The sequence below is a fragment of the Stenotrophomonas nitritireducens genome, assembly GCF_001431425.1.
GTDB classification, from domain to species: Bacteria; Pseudomonadota; Gammaproteobacteria; order Xanthomonadales; family Xanthomonadaceae; genus Stenotrophomonas; species Stenotrophomonas nitritireducens.
This window is the reverse complement of sequence record NZ_LDJG01000015.1, coordinates 39581-55790: the sequence shown is the minus strand read 5'-3', so window position 1 is coordinate 55790 and position 16210 is coordinate 39581. Positions and strand designations below refer to the sequence as shown.

Sequence of the window (16210 nt, the reverse complement as noted above, 5' to 3'; positions counted from 1 at the left end):
ATTTATCCATGATGGCGGCATCATGAAGCTTCCCATCATGGGAAGGTCAACACCTCCGGCTCACCAGCCGGCGGCGCTTGACCTTGCCACCATGGCAAGGTCCAGACTGCCCATCCCTTCAAGGAGAACGCCATGGAACTGCATATCGGGAACATGACCTGCGGCGGCTGCGCGCGCAGCGTCACCGCCACCGTCAAGGAGGTGGACCCGGCCGCGACGGTCGAGATCGACCTGGCCACCAAGCGCGTGCGCATCGCATCGACGCAGCCGGCCGAACGCTTCGCCAGCGCGCTGGACGAAGCCGGCTTTCCGCCGCAGGTGGAGCAGGCCTGATCCCATGCAGCGGGGCGCCGCCCCGCTCTCAGCGGCCCACGCGCTTCCACACCTCGCGCTCGACGCGACGCCCGCCCTCCCAGCGCTCCAGCGTCCACACATCGCCCTCCAGTGTGTAGCGGAACTCGTAGCGGCCACCGCCCTCCAGCGGATAGGACGCCATCAGCGGCGTCTCCACGTAGCGCACGCCGTCGCCCTCGTAGGTACCCGAGCCACCGGCCCAGAACGTGCCGTTGCTGGTGGTGGTGAAGGCGAAGCGGCCGTCGGCGAGCACCTTGCTGCCGGCCAGGCCGCGGCTGGCGTAGTCTACGCGCGCGCCGTCGCCATCGACGAACTCGCCCGACTGCAGTTGCCATGCGCCCTGCAGGCGCGCCAGCCCGGAGGCATCGACGCCCGCGATGGAACCCACGCACAGCAGCGTGGCGGCAAGCAGGCGCAAGGTCGGGCGCATCGGCATCGGAGCCTCCATGGAACGGGAAGCGGCATTGTGCGCGGCATCGGCACGGCGCCACCAGCACCGGTTCATCGGCAACTTTTCCGCCATGCCGGGGGCCCTCGTGGCGGGGCGTTATCATGGCCGCCAATCTTCCTCGGCGGCATGCGCGTGCAGACCATCCTCACCCCGGTATCGATCGGCGAACTGATCGACAAGATCACCATCCTGGAAATCAAGGCCGAGCGCATCGCCGACGCGGCCAAGCTGGACAACGTGCGCACCGAGCTGGACGGCCTGTGGCCGCTGTGGCTGCAGCAGCAGGCCGCGCGCCCGGAACTGGCCGCGCTCAAGCAGCAGCTCAAGGCGATCAACGAACGCATGTGGGACATCCAGGACCAGCTGCGCGCCAAGGAAACCGCGCAGGATTTCGGCGATGGCTTCGTCGCCCTGGCGCGCGGCGTCTACGGCACCAACGGCGAACGCGTGGCGGTCAAGAACGAGATCAACCGCGTCGCCGGCTCGGCGCTGGTCGAGGAAAAGCAGTACCAGGGCGAATAGGCCGCCCGGTTTCGCGCAATGAAAAGGCCAGGTCGATGACCTGGCCTGCGTGGGGTGCGGCGTGGCTGCGGTTCAGCGCAGGCTGGCCGCGGCGCTGCGCGCCTGTCCGGCCGGCACCGGTGCGGTCTTGATCGACAGGCACATCGGGCAGACGCTCTCCAGCACCTTGATCGCGGGCCGGTACACCGTATTGCACTTCATGCACTGGACCATTCCAGTCGTGATGGCTTCCATGAGCCCTCTCTTCTTCGTTGTTCGATCCGGCAATATCGCGGCGGCGCCCTGCTTTTTCAAGCCATCCCGCCCGCCACCGGTACAACGCCACGCCGAAACGGCGCATGACGCGGCGCAGACATGGCCGCGCGCACCATGGCCGCACCTTCCGTGCCATGCGGGTGCGCCATGCGCGTGATCATGTTGTGCCTGTTCCTGCTGTCCGGGCTGACCCTGGCCGTCGGCGGCGGCTGGTTGCTGGCGTTGCGCGGCAGCGCGTTCTACCTGCTCAGCGGACTGGCACTGCTCGCGGTGGCCTGGGGACTGTGGCGCCACCGTCGCTGGGCGGGCTGGCTGTACGCCGGATGGCTGCTGGTGCTGCTGGCCTGGTCGTTGTGGGAAGCCGGGCTGTACTGGTGGCCGCTGGCGACCCGCCTGGGCGTGCCGGTACTGCTCGGCCTGCTGCTGGCCCTGCCCGCGGCGCGCCGCTCCGGGCCGCATGGCTACACCGGCCCGGCCGGCTGGCCGGTGCTGGGCGCGTCGCTGTTGTTGGCGGCGGTGGCGCTGGCCGGCATCCCGCGCCACCTGCACGAGATCCACGGGACCCTGCCGGTGGCCGCCAACACCGGCACGCCCGCGCTCGGCGACAACGCGCCGCCGCCCGGCGAATGGAGCGCCTACGGCCGCAGCGACTATGGCCAGCGCTATTCGCCGCTGGCGCAGATCACCCCGGCGAATGCCGAGCGGTTGCAGTTGGCCTGGCAGATGCGCACCGGCGACGTGCGCCTGCCGCAGGACGTGGGCGAGACCACCTACGAGGCCACGCCGCTGAAGATCGGCAACACGCTTTACCTGTGCACCCCGCACAGCTGGGCGTTGGCGCTGGACGCCGATACCGGCAAGGAGCGCTGGCGCTTCGACCCGGGTGCGGGCATGGAACCGCAGCGCCAGCACCAGACCTGCCGCGGGCTGTCGTGGTTCGCCGCGCCGGCCGGCGACAACGCCGCCACCGCGGCCGACGGCGCCTGCGCGACGCGCGTGTTCCTGGCCAGTGCCGACGCGAAACTGCATGCGCTGGATGCGTCGACCGGCCGCCATTGCGAGGACTTCGCCGACCATGGCGTGCTCGACCTGACCCACAATATGCCGTTCAAGCAGGCCGGCTACTACTATTCGACCTCGCCGCCGCTGGTGGCCGCCGGCAAGGTGATCGTGGCCGGCGCGGTCAACGACAACTACGCGGTGGACTCGCCCTCCGGCGTGATCCGCGCCTACGACGCGCGCAGCGGCAGGCTGCTGTGGAACTGGGATTCGGGCAACCCGACGCAGACCGCGCCGCTGGACCCGGCCGACCCGGCGCAGGTCTATACCGCCAGTTCGCCCAACAGCTGGGCGGTGGCCAGCGCCGACGAAGCGCTGGGCCTGGCCTACTTCCCGATGGGCAACCGCACCCCGGACCAGCTCGGCATGTACCGCAGTCCGGCGGAGGAAAAATACGCCTCCTCCGTGGTCGCGCTGGACCTGTCCAGCGGCCAGGTACGCTGGGTGCGCCAGTTCGTGCACCACGACCTGTGGGACATGGATACGCCTGCGCAACCCTCGCTGCTGGACCTGGACCTGCCGCAGGGGCGCACGCCCGCGCTGGTGGTGCCCACCAAGCAGGGTGACGTCTACGTGCTAGACCGCCGCGACGGCCATCCCCTGCTGCCGGTGGGCGAGCGCCCGGCGCCGCAGGGCACGGACATTCCCGGCCAGACCGTGGCCGCACGCCAGCCCTATTCGGCGCTGAGCTTCGAGCCGCCGCCGCTGCGCGAGGCCGACATGTGGGGCGCCAGCCTGGTCGACCAGATGCTGTGCCGCATCCAGTTCCGCCGCCTGCGCTACGAGGGCCGCTATACCCCGCCGTCGCTGCGCGGTTCGCTGATCTACCCGGGCAATTTCGGCACCTTCAACTGGGGCGGCGTGGCGGTGGACCCGCAGCGGCAGGCGATGTTCGGCATGCCGACCTACCTGGCCTTCGTCTCCACCCTGGTGCCCAAGGAGCAGCTCGGCGGGCAGGCGATGAACACCGGCGAGCACGGCCTGAACGAGAACAAGGGCGCCGACTACGCGGTGGAACTCAAGCCGTTCCTGTCGCCACTGGGCGTGCCCTGCCAGGCGCCGCCATGGGGCACTGTCGCCGCCGCCGACCTGCGCACCGGCAAGATCGCCTACCAGTACCGCAACGGCAGCATCCGCGACCTCTCGCCGGTGCCGGTGCCGATACGCCTGGGCGTGCCCGGCATCGGCGGCCCGCTGCTGACCGCCGGCGGCGTCGCCTTCCTGGCCGCGGCGGTGGACGACAACTTCCGCGCCTACGACCTGGCCAGCGGCAAGGTGCTGTGGAACGTGCGCATTCCCGCCGGCGGCCAGGCCACGCCGATGACCTACCTGGACAGCCAGGGCCGGCAGATGGTGCTGCTGGTGGCTGGCGGCCATGGTTCGATCGGCACCCGGCCGGGAGACTACGTGCTCGCCTACCGGCTGAAGGACGGAAGCGCAGGCGGGAAGGAGTGAAGAGGAACGCGTGAGGCAGCGGCACGGCTCCATCGCGCTCCTGCCACACGACGCGGTCCTCGACACGCCGGCCCCGCGACGCCCGCGCGGGGCGATGCGCAACGCGGGCGATCCGGCCACCCACCATGGCGGCGCAACCTCGTGGATGCCGGGCCCGCCCGGCATGGGGCTTTGCGATGAATTGCGGCGCAAGCGTGCGGGGCGAGCCCCGCACCTAGGGGAAGTGGACGCTCAATCCAGCATCAATACCGGCACGTCGTACCAGCGCGCCTGCGGGAAGCGCGCCTGCATCCACTGACGGAGATAGCGGCGGCTTTCGGCGGCGATGACCTCGTCGCTGCCGTCGTCGCGGCCGTTCCAGGCGATGCCGTGCAGCGCGACGCCGCGCGCGGCGATGGCCTCCAGCGACAGCAGGGTGTGGTTGATGCTGCCCAGCCGCCCGGAGGTGACCAGGATCACCGGCCAACCCTGCGCCGCCACGTAGTCGAGGGTCAGCAGTTCGGCCGTCAACGGCACCAGCAGCCCGCCGGCGCCTTCCACCAGCACCGTGTCGTAACGCGCGCGCAGCCGCGCAGTGGCGGCGGCGATGGCGTCCAGGTCCAGCGCGCGGCCTTCCAGCTTCGCCGCCAGGTGCGGCGAGGCCGGGTAGGCATACAGCGCCGGCATGGTGGTGCCGTCGCGGTCCTCGTCGAACAGGCCGCTGCCCATCAGCCGCCGGTGCAGCAGGATGTCGTCCGACGCGCCCACGCAGCCGGTCTGCACCAGCTTCTGGGTGATCACCTCGCGGCCCTGTTCGATCCATTGCCGCGCCAGCCAGCCGGTCACCACGGTCTTGCCGATCTCGGTGTCGATGCCACCGACGAAAATCACCTCGCCGCTCATGCGCGCATATCCCCGGCCTGCAGTCCTTCCACCAGCGCGACCATGCCGTCGCACAGCTGCCGCAGCTGCGCGTCGTCGATCACGTAGGGCGGCATCACGTACACCAGCCTTCCGAACGGACGGATCCAGATGCCCTGCTCCAGCATGCGCTGCCGGATGCGTTCCAGCCGCAGCGGCGCGGTCAGCTCGATCACGCCGATGGCGCCGAGCACGCGCACATCGCTTACGTGCGGCAGCGCGCGCGCCGGCGCCAGCCGTTCGCGTAGGGTGCGTTCGATCCGCTGCACGTTGCCCTGCCAGTCCTGCGCCAGCAGCAGCTGCGTGGACGCCAGCGCCACCGCGCAGGCCAGCGGGTTGGCCATGAAGGTCGGCCCGTGCATGAACACGCCGGCCTCGCCGGAGGCGATCGTGTCGGCGATGTCGCGGCGGGTGATCGTCGCGGCCAGGGTCATGTAGCCCCCGGTCAGCGCCTTGCCGATGCACAGGATGTCCGGGGCGATGCCGGCGTGCTCGCAGGCGAACAGCCGGCCGCTGCGACCGAAGCCGGTGGCGATCTCGTCGCAGATCAGCAGCACGTCGTGCTCGCGGCACAGCCGCGCCAGTTCGCGCAGGTACTGCGGGTGGTAGAAGCGCATGCCGCCGGCGCCCTGCACCACCGGCTCGATGATGAAGGCGGCCAGTTCGTCGCCGTGCTCGGCGAACAGGCGCTCGAGCGGCACGATCTCGGCCGCGTCCCATTGCCCGTCGAACGGCGTGGCCGGCGCCGGCACGAAGCGGCGCGACGGCAGCGCCGCACCGAACAGGCCATGCATGCCGGTGACCGGATCGCAGACCGACATCGCGTTCCAGGTGTCGCCGTGATAACCCGAACGCGTGGTGGCGATGTCGTGGCGGCCGGGCCGGCCGCGCGCGGCCTGGTACTGGATCGCCATCTTCAGCGCCACTTCCACCGACACCGAACCGGAGTCGGCATAGAAGATCGCATCCAGCGGCTGCGGCACGATCGCCAGCAGCTGCCTGCCCAGAGCGATGGCCGGCTCGTGGGTGAGCCCGCCGAACATCACGTGCGACATGCGCCCGAGCTGGTCGATGGCCGCCTGGTTCAGCGCCGGATGGTTGTAGCCGTGGATCGCGCACCACCACGAGGCCATGCCGTCGATCAGCCGCGTGCCGTCGGCCAGTTCCAGCAGCACGCCGTCGGCGCGCGCCACCTTCAATGCCGGCAGCGCCTGGCCAAGCGCGCTGTAGGGATGCCAGAGATGCTCCCTGTCGAATGGATCGGTCAGCATGTGCGTGTTTCGTGCCACCGGTGCGGTGGCGTGCGGGCGCGTACCTTACCGCTTCGCCCGCAGGCCCGCATCCGGGCCTGCGCCGGGCGGCACGCCATCGCGCCGCTGCGGCTGGCTCTCGTGGAGGAACACCGTCCAGGTGTCGGCCGGATGCGGCACCCGCGCCAGATCCAGCGCATGCCCGATGGCGCCGCGGTGGTAAGTGGAATGGTTGAGGATGTGGAACAGGATTTCACGCCGCGTCATGCAGCCTTCGCGGCCATCGGCGAAGCGGAAGCGCAGCGCTTCGTCCCACAGCGCGGGCGCCAGCCCGGCCAGATGGGATGCATACCAGGCATCCGATGCTTCCAGGCGCGCAGCCAGTGCGTCGAGCGCCGGCACCTCGGCGGTATTGGTAGCCGCATGCGGCGCCGCATCCCCGAGCAGGCGCGAACGGAACAGCTCCTCCACGATCACGATGTGGTTGAGCTGCTGCCGCGCGAAGGCGACGCTGGCCGGGAACGCCTGCGCATCCATCGCACGTATCGCTTCCAGCGTGCGCCGCATCGCCCAGCGCTTGTAGGCGAAGGCTTCGTCGAGCAGGTCGTTCCCCGCGCCGGAAGACCGCGGCGTCACCGCGACAGGCCCGTGATGCGGCCTGCCATGGCGACGCCGGGAACAAGGAGCGCAACGGAGATCACGCCTCGTCTTCTTCCTCTTCCTCGTCCTCTTCTTCCTCGTCCTCGTCGTCCTCCTCGAACGCGTCCAGCTCCTGCACGCGCACGAAGTTGGGCAGCGCGTCGGCAAAGCCGATCTGCGCGCCGTCGGCGACCATCGCCCGCACCTCGCGCTTCATCGCGCTTTCCACCAGCGCGAAGCACACCACGCCCTGCGCGCTTTCCTCGCCGTCCTCATCGAACACGGCAACCCAGCCGGCGGCGGGCATGATCTGGATGATGTTGTCTTGCATGGGCGGCCACCAGGATTGAGGGAGCCCAGAGCTTGCGCGAAGCCCATTGCCAACGCAATCGCGGCGCGCCTGTCCGCCTCACGCGTCGCTGTCGTGGTCCTCGCCGCCGCGCGCGCCCAGCGCCATGCCCGCGCCCATGCCGCCGCCCATCGCGCCCATGCCTCCGCCGCCACCGCCTTTGCCGCCCTTGGCGCCGCCCTCGTCCTTGCGCCCCTTGGCCGCGCCGGCAGCCGGGCGCGTCGGCCCCTGGCGCGGGATCGCCAGATCACGGGGAACCGGCGCCAAGTCCAGCGCCTGGCGGATGAAGTCGCGCAACGACACCACCAGCGCATCGGTATGCACCGGGCGGCCCTGCGCCAGTTCGGTGGCGGCGTGCGCGGCCAGCCGCACCTGCTCGTCGGTACCCAGCAGCAGAATGTCCGACAGCGCCGCCTCCACCGCATCGCGGATGCGCCGGGAACGGTCCGACGCCGTGGCGGCGAGAGCCTCGGCCCCCTCCTGCCCGCGCAGGTCGCGCAGATGCTTCGGGTCCACGCCGAGCTCGCCGGTGAACGAGCCGCCCAGCGTCTTGTACGCGGCGATCAGCGTGCGCAGGCGCTCGTTGATCTGCCGGTTCTCACGCTCGCGCCGCTGCTGCAGCGTCTGCATCACCAGCAGGCGGATGCCCACGCCTACCAGGGTGATGATCATCAGCCCCAGCAGCGTTGAGAGCACGGCCTGCCATGAACTGAAATCAAGACCCCGCATGCGTGCGCTCCCTGGATGGCGATGCGTCAATCTGCGGCGCGCGGGCGCGGCTTGCAAGCCGCGCCGGGCTGGCCCGCCTTCGAAGCACGCCCGATCCTCGGCAGTTCCAGCTTGAGCCGGTCGGCCGGCGCTGCCGCCGCGCGTGGCGACTCCCCGGCCCAGCGCGGCCAGGCCGTGGCCCACCCGCAGCGGCATCACCAGCGGACTTCGTGCGCGAAATCGCGCGTGACGGGGACGCCGGGGCGCTGACCACCGGCGTTACGGGCCGGCAGTGCGGCCACGGACCGGCCCTGCGTTCCTCACGACCGGCTCCGCGCCAATCCGCCATCCCGATACCGCCGCCCTGCGCGCAGCTTGCCGGCAGGCCGGACAGGTCGGCGGCCTTGTGCTCGCCGCATTCACCGTCGAAGTACTTGCCGAACAGCCCGCGGCCTTTGCCCTGCGCTGGCGACGGGCACGCGTCCATGTAGATGACCTCGACGGCCTTGCCGCCCATCTGCGCCGAGGTCGGGCCGGCCCTTCGCACACGCGGCTCAGTTCCGCCTCTGTCGAGGCCCCTGCCGTCTGCACGCCATCGCGTGAGCGGATGATCTGGCCGAGGAGAGAGAACTCGCCGGCGATCATGCAGGCATCCGGGGCGTGGGTGCCGACCGGTGTGTGCGCCACCGTCGTGAACACGCCTGCTGCGGTAGCCGGCGCATCCGGCGCGACTGCCGGTGCCACGGCTGCGGAAAGAGCCCCCGGCGCGCTTCAGGCCGCCGGCACCGTCACCCTTCCCGCCAATGCCAACGACCGTCCATGCCACCGCGTCCCCCGCACGCGGCCTCTCCCTGCCGGGATGGACGCCGGTCATGGCCCGGCAGGGCGGGCGGCGTTCCGCATCGCGCACCGGAATGCGGCACGGCTCACCGCGCGCGGTCACCGGCCTTGGGCTTCTCCCTGCACCGCCAACGGGCGCACATGCTCCAGCAGGCTGACCAGGGTCTTGCCCGGTTCCTCCCACGGCATCATGTGCGCCGAATGCTCGAACCAGACACCGCGCTTGTAGGGCGCGCGCACCTGCGCCAGCCAGGCGGCGGTGGGTTCCGATGGCGTGGTGTAGTCGTGGCGCCCCATGAACATCAGCACCGGGATGGGAAATTCCTTCACCCCGCGGTAGTCCACCTGCAGGAACTCGTCCAGCAGCCGCCCCAGCGTGAACACGCTGCCGGCGTCGATCGCACAGCGCGCGGCATCGTCGTAGTCCGGCGACAGCCTCGGTCCCTTGAAGAAGTAGTTGGACTCGCTGCGGTAGGCGCTGAGCCCGCCGTAGTACTGCGGCCACTTGCGGGCGACGACGATCCGATCGCGGGTGATCGGCGCATCGCCGGGGTAAGGCGCGATGGCTTCCATCTCGCGCACCGCCCCGGCATTGCCGCGCTCGCGCGCGGTGCGCAGGCCGTAGTCGAAGCTGACCCGTTCGTTGGTGCGCACGTCGATCACCTGGCCGATGCCGACGTAGGCATGGAACAGGTCCGGCCGCTGCAGGGCGGCCTGCATCGCCACCACCGTGCCCCAGCTGTGGCCGACCAGTACAACTTTGCGCTTGTGGTAGCGCCTGCGCAGGGAGTCGGCCAGTTCGATGGCATCGTCCACGTAGCGCTGGATGTGCAGCGTGCCGGCCACGTCCTCCTGCGGATTGAGCAGCAGCGTCCTGCCCGCTCCACGCTGGTCGTAGTTGACCACGGTGAAGTACTCCTCCAGCGGCCGCTGGAACTGCCACAGCGTGGGAATCACCGGCGACGCCGGCCCGCCGTGCACGAACAGCAGCAGCGGGTTGTCGCGGTCCTGCCCGCGCACGTTCACCCACTGCTGGATGCCGCCGATCTGTGCCGCGTAGTCCTCCTGCACGCCGCCAGGCGCCACGATGCGCCCGAGGTCGGCGATGATCTCGCGCGCCGGCGCGTAGCTGGAGCGGTCCGGGCAGGCGTCCTGCGCGGTCGCCGCCAGGGGCGACGCCAGCAACAGGATGGCCAGCGCACGCCATCCGGATCGATTCCTCGTCATGGCAGTCTCCTGCGTTGCAATGTTGGGGGCTTGCCCGACAGCCTCCATCGGCACGAGGGGCAGATCAAGCAGGTCCAAAGTCATTCCGTCTTTCGACGCACCGGCGTGTGACCGGTGCAGGATCCTGGAAAGCGGCCGGTCGATGCGGCAGGATCGGGACCGTCCACCACGGGAACCCGCCATGAACCTGGAAACCGTCGAGATCAAGGCCTTCGTGCCGGCGCGCGACATGGACCTGTCGCTGCGCTTCTACCGCGACCTGGGTTTCAGCGTTCCATGGTCGTCGGACGACCTGGCCTACCTGCATGCCGGCGACTGCAGCTTCCTGCTGCAGAAATTCTACGTGGCCGAACACGCCGGCAATTTCATGATGCACATGCTCGTCGCCGACGTGGAATCGTGGTGGCGGCAGGTGCAGGCGCAGCGATTGGCCGAGCGCTATGGCGTGCGCGCGCTTCCACCGGAAGACCGCCCGTGGGCGATCCGCGATTTCGTGCTGACCGACCCCAGCGGCGTGCTGTGGCGGATCGGGCAGAACATCGACCCGCCATCCGCGTGACCGAGCCTCCGGCGGGCGCTCGCGGGCGCTCGCGGATGCAGATCCGGTGCATGGCGGCCATGGAAAAATGTCGAGGCAGGTACAGGTAGCCACGCGATGGTGCCCGCCGGCAATCACTGTGCCTTGAGCCCGCGCTCCTGCCACAGACAATGGTTCACCGTACAACCCTACCCAGCCGGCATCCGCAGCTTGGTTTCCATCCGATGTTCCCGATGCGAACAATGATCGGCCCCCTCTCCCGCCTGTGCATCCCACTCGTCGGATGCGCACGGGCCGGCTGCCCGATGGAGAGTGCCGCGGGCATCGCCCGGATGGCAGCGGATGTTTCCGCAGGGGCCCACGCCGGAAAGTTCGGCGCCGGAGTCTCCACCACGTCCTACCGAATGGCCATGCCCTATCGGGTGCTGCGCCCCGCTCGCATGCAGGTTGCCGACATCCACCCCGGCACGGCATGGCGCGACTGGTTGTTCCGGCAAAAGCGACCTTGACCACCGGCCCCAGGTTCGACGCAATGCCGCTTCATGGAATGGAATTGCGTGACCGCCGCTTCATAGGGCGCTACGGCTTAAACGCTGGTTCGCGTCCAACACAACCGACGCGTAATACCTCCTTCCTCCGTCGACGAACTCAGAGCGCCTCTCCAGCTCCCTCCCCCGCATCCGGAAGAACGCCTGCAATATCGACGGGTAGATGATCGCGCAACCATTCCCTGGCAAACGTCCTGCGCCTGGAAGCGAAGCAGGATTTCGGATCGCCGGGGATCAAAGGCTCCGCACCCGCCTCTTCCCTCCCCTTCTGATCGCCTTCGTAGATTTCGGCATAGGGCTTTCCCATTGGCACATTGCGACGGATCGTGGTGAACATTCCCGGGAAATAGGCCGGTATCGCGCTTGCTCCTGCTGCTTTCTCCATCAGATCCAGCAGACGCCGCTGCAGGGCGAGGTCCTCATCCGCATGCACGGAAAGATAGAACGTTGCCCACACACCGCTGTCGCCCACCATGGCCGTGGTAGGCAGGCCATATTCATCCACGATGGCGATCAATTCCTTCCGATGCCGCGCGTCGCCATATCCCACCCGGGCCTTGCTGATCGGCGATTCCGCAGCAAACATCACATCGCGTGAAGCCTGGTCTTCCTTCAACATGGCCATCAGCTTTTCACGCAGCGCCGGCTGGCTCACCGGCGCCGCGTCCAGCGCCACCATGTCGATCGGCGTATCGGGCTCGGCCGGGCTCCATCCACATGCTTCGCCGGCTTTCGCATTGGCATGCTCGCTTGCCGACCTGCGCAGTACGTCGATCTGCGCCCATTGCGAAGGCGTGTAGTCCAGTGGTCCGGCCGTCGCGGCCATCGACGCGACGAAGGTCAGCCAGGCTCCAATCATCCATCGGTTCTTTCGCATCGTCTCCCCTGCATTGCGGTCCATGAAAAGAGCGGCCATGCCAAAAGCTGACTGCGCATCCGGCTCCGGCAATACGAAGGACCAGCGCATCGGCACCCGGCTTGCGGCAGGATCAGAGCAGAGGGCTTTCCCAATGCTGCAAAGAAAAGGGCCGGACTCGTTAGAGCTCCGGCCCCGATCTCTTTTGGCGTTATCCGACCATCAACCGCACTTGCTGTACCCGCAATTCAAGCAGGTCGCGCACCCATCCATCACCACCAGCGCCTTGGTGCTGCACTTGTGGCACATGGTGGCGCTGGGCGGGAAACTGGTGCCTTCGCCGGTGACTTCCACGTCTTCCTCGCGCCTGGCGGGAGCGGCGATCACGGCGTCAGTGTTTTTTTTTGAGCGCTCTTCGAACTGCTTGCGTTTCTCGGCGATCAGGGCGCGCTGGTGGGCGCTCATTTCCGGGTCGTGCAGCAGGCCGATGGACTTCATGTGGTCTTCGACGATGGAGCCCAGTTCGGCCACCAGCGAGGGCATGTACACGCCGCCGGCCTTGAAGTAGCCGCCCTTCGGGTCGAACACGGCCTTCATCTCGTCGACGATGAAGGTGACGTCGCCGCCCTTGCGGAACACGGCGGACATGATGCGGGTCAGCGCCACGATCCACTGGAAATGCTCCATCGACTTGGAGTTGATGAAGATCTCGAACGGGCGGCGCAGTTCGTGTTCGGTACCGGCGTTGAGCACGATGTCGTTGATGGTCACGTAGAAGGCGTGCTCCACCAGCGGCGACTTGATCTTGTAGGTGCTGCCGATCAGCACGTCGGGACGCTCGATGCGCTCGTGCATGTGCACGATGTTGCTGTCCTGGGCATCGTCCTGCGCCTGTGCGACCGGAGCCTTGGCCGTCGCCTCCCGGGCCTTGTCGTCCGGGGTGATGACGGAATAACCCTTGATTTTCTTGTCGATCTTGACGGCCATGGTGCGGGTCCTGGTTATGCGTTGTGGTGCGGGTTGCGGCGTCCCCGCCCGTGGCGGACGGGGACGCGGGTACGGCCTACCTGCGGACGGCCTTCTTCGCGGCCTTCTTCACGGCGGCGGCCTTCTTCGCCACCGTCTTCTTCGCCGAAGCGGCCTTCTTGGCCACTTTCTTCTCGACCTTCTTCACCGCCTTCTTCACGGCGGCGGTCTTGCCGGCGACTTTCTTCTCGACCTTCCCGACCGCCTTCTTCACCGCGGCGGTCTTCTTGCCGACGGCCTTGGCCACCTTCTTCTCAGCGGCCTTCACCGTCTTCTTCGCCGACGTGACCTTCTTGACCGCCTTCTTCTCGGCGGCGGCGACGGCCTTCTTGGCGGTGGCGCGCTTGCCGGCGCCCTTCTTCTTCAGGTCGGCGGCCTCGGCCTTGGCGCTGGCCTTGGCCGCTTCCAGTTTCTGGCGCACGCTCGAGACGGTCTTCTTTACTTCCTTCTTCGCGGCGGCCGCCTTCTTGGCGACGACCTTCTCGGCCTTCTTGACGGCCTTCTTCACCTTGGCGACCTGCTTTTTCGCGCCGGCTTCGACCTTGCGCGCGCGGGTTCTCACCGCGGCCACGGTATCGCTGGCGGTGGCGGCCATCGCTTCGCCCAGGTGGGCCGCGCCTTCCTTCACGTTCTCGGCAACCTGGGAAACAGTCGCCGTCACACCATTGCCATTGCTCATAAAGCCCTCCTGAGGGCATCGGGTCCGTAACGTTGGCGATGCTAAATCGAAGCGGGTGAAGCGTGGGACATGCGCGAAAACCCGGTGGCGGAACCACCGCCGCCGCTCAGCCACACGGCTGAACGGCGTTCGAAGGCGACTTCAGAACTTGCCGTAGTAGCCTTCTTTCAGGGCATCGAACAGGTTGGCGGCGGTGTGCATCTCGCCGTCGTACTCGATCTGCTCGTTGCCCTTGACCTCCACCACCTGGCCGTCTTCCAGCTCGAAGCGGTAGGTGGTGTTCTCCAGGTCCGCTTCCTTGACCAGCACGCCCTGGAAGGCGGCCGGGTTGAAGCGGAACGTGGTGCAGCCCTTCAGGCCCTGCTGGTGCGCGTAGCGGTAGATGTCCTTGAACTGCTCGTACGGATAGTCGGTCGGTACGTTGGCGGTCTTGGAAATCGAGCTGTCCACCCACTTCTGCGCGGCGGCCTGCACGTCGACGTGCTCCTTGGGCGAGATGTCGTCGGCGGCGATGAAGTAGTCCGGCAGCCGCGCCTGCGAATCCTCGGCGAACGGCATGGCCTTGGCGTTGACCAGTTCGCGGTAGGCCAGCAGTTCGAAGGAGAACACGTCCACCTTCTCCTTGGTCTTCTTGCCCTCGCGGATCACGTTGCGGCTGTAGTGGTGCGCGAACGACGGCTCGATGCCGTTGGAGGCGTTGTTGGCCAGCGACAGGCTGATGGTGCCGGTCGGCGCGATGGAGCTGTGGTGGGTGAAGCGCGCGCCGGTCTCGGCCAGTTCGTCCACCAGTTCCGGGGCGACCGAGGCGATGCGCTGCATGTAGCGGCTGTAGCGCGCGTGCAGCACCTTGCCCTGGATCTTCTGCCCAGCCTTCCAGCCGTCCTTGCGCATCTCCGGGCGCTGGCGCAGCATCGCGGCGGTGACGTCGAAGGCCTCCTCCATGATCGGCGCCGGGCCCTTCTCGCGAGCCAGTTCCAGGCCGGTTTCCCAGCCGGCCACGGCCATGTCGCGGGCGATGGACTCGGTGAATTCGCACGATTCCGCAGAGCCGTACTTCATGCCCAGCATGGTCATGGTGCTGCCCAGGCCGAGGAAACCCATGCCGTGGCGGCGCTTGCGCACGATCTCGTTGCGCTGCTGTTCCAGCGGCAGGCCGTTGACCTCGACCACGTTGTCGAGCATGCGGGTGAACACGCGCACCACCTCCTTGTACTCGTCCCAGTCGAACGAGGCCTTGTCGGTGAACGGGTCGCGCACGAACTTGGTCAGGTTGACCGAGCCCAGCAGGCAGGCGCCGTACGGCGGCAGCGGCTGCTCGCCGCAGGGGTTGGTGGCGCGGATGCTCTCGCACCACCAGTTGTTGTTCATCTCGTTGACGCGGTCGATCAGGATGAAGCCCGGCTCGGCGTAGTCGTACGTCGAGACCATGATCATGTCCCACAGGTGGCGGGCGCGGATGTGGCCGTACACCTTGCAGGCCACCAGGCCGTCGTCGCGCACGATGTAGTTCTCGTGGGTCGGCCATTCGCGCCAGACCACTTCCTCGCCGCTGGCCGGGTCAAGCTCGGCCTGCTCCTTGATGTTGATCGGGAACACCAGCGGCCAGTCGGCGTCCTGGTCCACCGCTTCCATGAAGCCGTCGGTGATCAGCAGCGACAGGTTGAACTGGCGCAGGCGGCCGTCCTCGCGCTTGGCGCGGATGAAGTCCTTCACGTCCGGGTGCGACACGTCGAAGGTGCCCATCTGCGCGCCGCGGCGGCCGCCGGCCGAGGACACGGTGAAGCACATCTTGTCGTAGATATCCATGAAGGACATCGGCCCGGAGGTGTAGGCGCCGGCGCCAGCCACGAACGCGCCGCGCGGACGCAGCGTGCTGAACTCATAGCCGATGCCGCAGCCGGCCTTCAGGGTCAGGCCCGCTTCGTGGACCTTTTCCAGGATGCCGTCCATCGAGTCGGTGATGGTGCCCGACACGGTGCAGTTGATGGTGCTGGTGGCCGGCTTGTGTTCCTGCGCGCCGGCATTGGAGGTGATGCGGCCGGCCGGGATCGCGCCGCGGCGCAGCGCCCAGACGAAGCGCTCGAACCAGTAGGCGCGCTTCTCGTCGCTGCCCTCGGCGTCGGCCAGGGCACGGGCCACGCGCTGGTAGGTGCCGTCGATGTCGGCATCCAGCGCCTCGCCGGCCTTGGTCTTGAGGCGGTACTTCTTGTCCCAGATGTCCTGCGAGGCGGGCTGCAGGGGGATAAGGTCCGATCGGGTTGGGTTGCTGACCACTTCCAGACGCACCGTACTCATGATGGTGGGAACTCTCCTTGTGCACCTTGCGGTGCGGTTTACCGTTTCCCCGGTCGGGCCGGGCTGCAACGACGACGATGCCGGCGCGTGGTCACGCGCCTGCGGGTGGGCGGGGATTGGTCCGGCGCGGGCCGGCTGTCTGCATCGCTTCCGTCGTCATTGCACGCCTTCCGATGGGGTGCTTGCACCCCGGGCCTCAACCCTACTTCTTGGGGACGCATTTCACATCAACCCAACATCTAGTGGCTGATGGCGAGGC

At 68.1% G+C, this 16210-nt stretch carries 16 protein-coding genes; 4 read left to right on the top strand and 12 right to left on the bottom strand.

Features of this window, described 5'->3' with window-relative positions; all coding sequences use genetic code 11:
* Positions 1-132: 132 nt before the first annotated feature.
* Positions 133-333, top strand: coding sequence for a heavy-metal-associated domain-containing protein (locus ABB22_RS10185; protein ID WP_055766545.1), 201 nt, complete (start codon positions 133-135; stop codon positions 331-333).
* A gap of 28 nt (positions 334-361) precedes the next feature.
* Here the strand turns inward: ABB22_RS10185 and ABB22_RS10180 are convergent, their stop codons facing one another.
* Entirely contained in the window at positions 362-790 is a 429-nt protein-coding gene (locus tag ABB22_RS10180; protein ID WP_152984119.1) for a hypothetical protein, read from the bottom strand.
* A 147-nt stretch (positions 791-937) separates the two neighbouring features.
* Here ABB22_RS10180 and ABB22_RS10175 point away from each other — a divergent pair, with 147 nt between their 5' ends.
* Positions 938-1327, top strand: coding sequence for a DUF6165 family protein (locus tag ABB22_RS10175; protein ID WP_152984118.1), 390 nt, complete (start codon positions 938-940; stop codon positions 1325-1327).
* Positions 1328-1399: 72 nt separating this feature from the next.
* Here the strand turns inward: ABB22_RS10175 and ABB22_RS18895 are convergent, their stop codons facing one another.
* The gene (locus ABB22_RS18895) at positions 1400-1528 is read right to left on the bottom strand and encodes a hypothetical protein (protein ID WP_268768277.1); all 129 of its coding nucleotides are present in this window, start codon (positions 1526-1528) and stop codon (positions 1400-1402) included.
* A gap of 201 nt (positions 1529-1729) precedes the next feature.
* On the opposite strand from ABB22_RS18895, the gene ABB22_RS10170 reads away from it, so the two are divergent.
* On the top strand, positions 1730-4096 hold the full coding sequence (locus ABB22_RS10170) for a membrane-bound PQQ-dependent dehydrogenase, glucose/quinate/shikimate family (protein WP_055766554.1): 2367 nt from the start codon (positions 1730-1732) through the stop codon (positions 4094-4096).
* A gap of 231 nt (positions 4097-4327) precedes the next feature.
* Here ABB22_RS10170 and bioD read toward each other — a convergent pair whose 3' ends face one another.
* The 6 genes from bioD to ABB22_RS10140 form a co-directional block, all read right to left on the bottom strand.
* A complete protein-coding gene (gene bioD / locus ABB22_RS10165) occupies positions 4328-4978 on the bottom strand; it encodes a dethiobiotin synthase (RefSeq protein ID WP_055766557.1) in 651 nt (216 codons plus the stop codon).
* Complete coding sequence (gene bioA / locus ABB22_RS10160; RefSeq protein WP_200911348.1) at positions 4975-6267, bottom strand: adenosylmethionine--8-amino-7-oxononanoate transaminase; 1293 nt, start codon at positions 6265-6267, stop codon at positions 4975-4977. Before bioA ends, bioD begins: the two co-directional genes overlap by 4 nt.
* A 45-nt stretch (positions 6268-6312) precedes the next feature.
* Complete coding sequence (locus tag ABB22_RS10155) at positions 6313-6882, bottom strand: DinB family protein (protein WP_055766560.1); 570 nt, start codon at positions 6880-6882, stop codon at positions 6313-6315.
* Between the two features lie 61 nt (positions 6883-6943).
* On the bottom strand, positions 6944-7216 hold the full coding sequence (locus ABB22_RS10150; protein WP_055766563.1) for a hypothetical protein: 273 nt from the start codon (positions 7214-7216) through the stop codon (positions 6944-6946).
* Between the two features lie 78 nt (positions 7217-7294).
* Positions 7295-7963: a hypothetical protein gene (locus ABB22_RS10145; RefSeq protein WP_055766566.1), complete on the bottom strand. Its 669-nt coding sequence runs from the start codon at positions 7961-7963 to the stop codon at positions 7295-7297.
* A gap of 918 nt (positions 7964-8881) precedes the next feature.
* The gene (locus tag ABB22_RS10140) at positions 8882-10009 is read right to left on the bottom strand and encodes an alpha/beta fold hydrolase (protein WP_055766569.1); all 1128 of its coding nucleotides are present in this window, start codon (positions 10007-10009) and stop codon (positions 8882-8884) included.
* A 181-nt stretch (positions 10010-10190) separates the two neighbouring features.
* Between ABB22_RS10140 and ABB22_RS10135 the strand changes: the two genes are divergently transcribed.
* Positions 10191-10568, top strand: coding sequence for a VOC family protein (locus ABB22_RS10135; protein ID WP_055766572.1), 378 nt, complete (start codon positions 10191-10193; stop codon positions 10566-10568).
* A 627-nt stretch (positions 10569-11195) separates the two neighbouring features.
* Here ABB22_RS10135 and ABB22_RS10125 read toward each other — a convergent pair.
* From ABB22_RS10125 to ABB22_RS10110, 4 genes are all read right to left on the bottom strand, one after another.
* The gene (locus ABB22_RS10125) at positions 11196-12062 is read right to left on the bottom strand and encodes a hypothetical protein (protein WP_055766578.1); all 867 of its coding nucleotides are present in this window, start codon (positions 12060-12062) and stop codon (positions 11196-11198) included.
* A gap of 111 nt (positions 12063-12173) precedes the next feature.
* Entirely contained in the window at positions 12174-12938 is a 765-nt protein-coding gene (locus ABB22_RS10120; protein ID WP_055766581.1) for a TSCPD domain-containing protein, read from the bottom strand.
* A gap of 76 nt (positions 12939-13014) precedes the next feature.
* Positions 13015-13656 carry a hypothetical protein gene (locus ABB22_RS10115; RefSeq protein ID WP_055766584.1) on the bottom strand — a complete coding sequence of 214 codons (642 nt, stop codon included), beginning with the start codon at positions 13654-13656 and terminating at the stop codon, positions 13015-13017.
* 141 nt (positions 13657-13797) lie between these two features.
* Complete coding sequence (locus ABB22_RS10110; protein WP_055766586.1) at positions 13798-15951, bottom strand: adenosylcobalamin-dependent ribonucleoside-diphosphate reductase; 2154 nt, start codon at positions 15949-15951, stop codon at positions 13798-13800.
* Between the last annotated feature and the right edge of the window lie 259 nt (positions 15952-16210).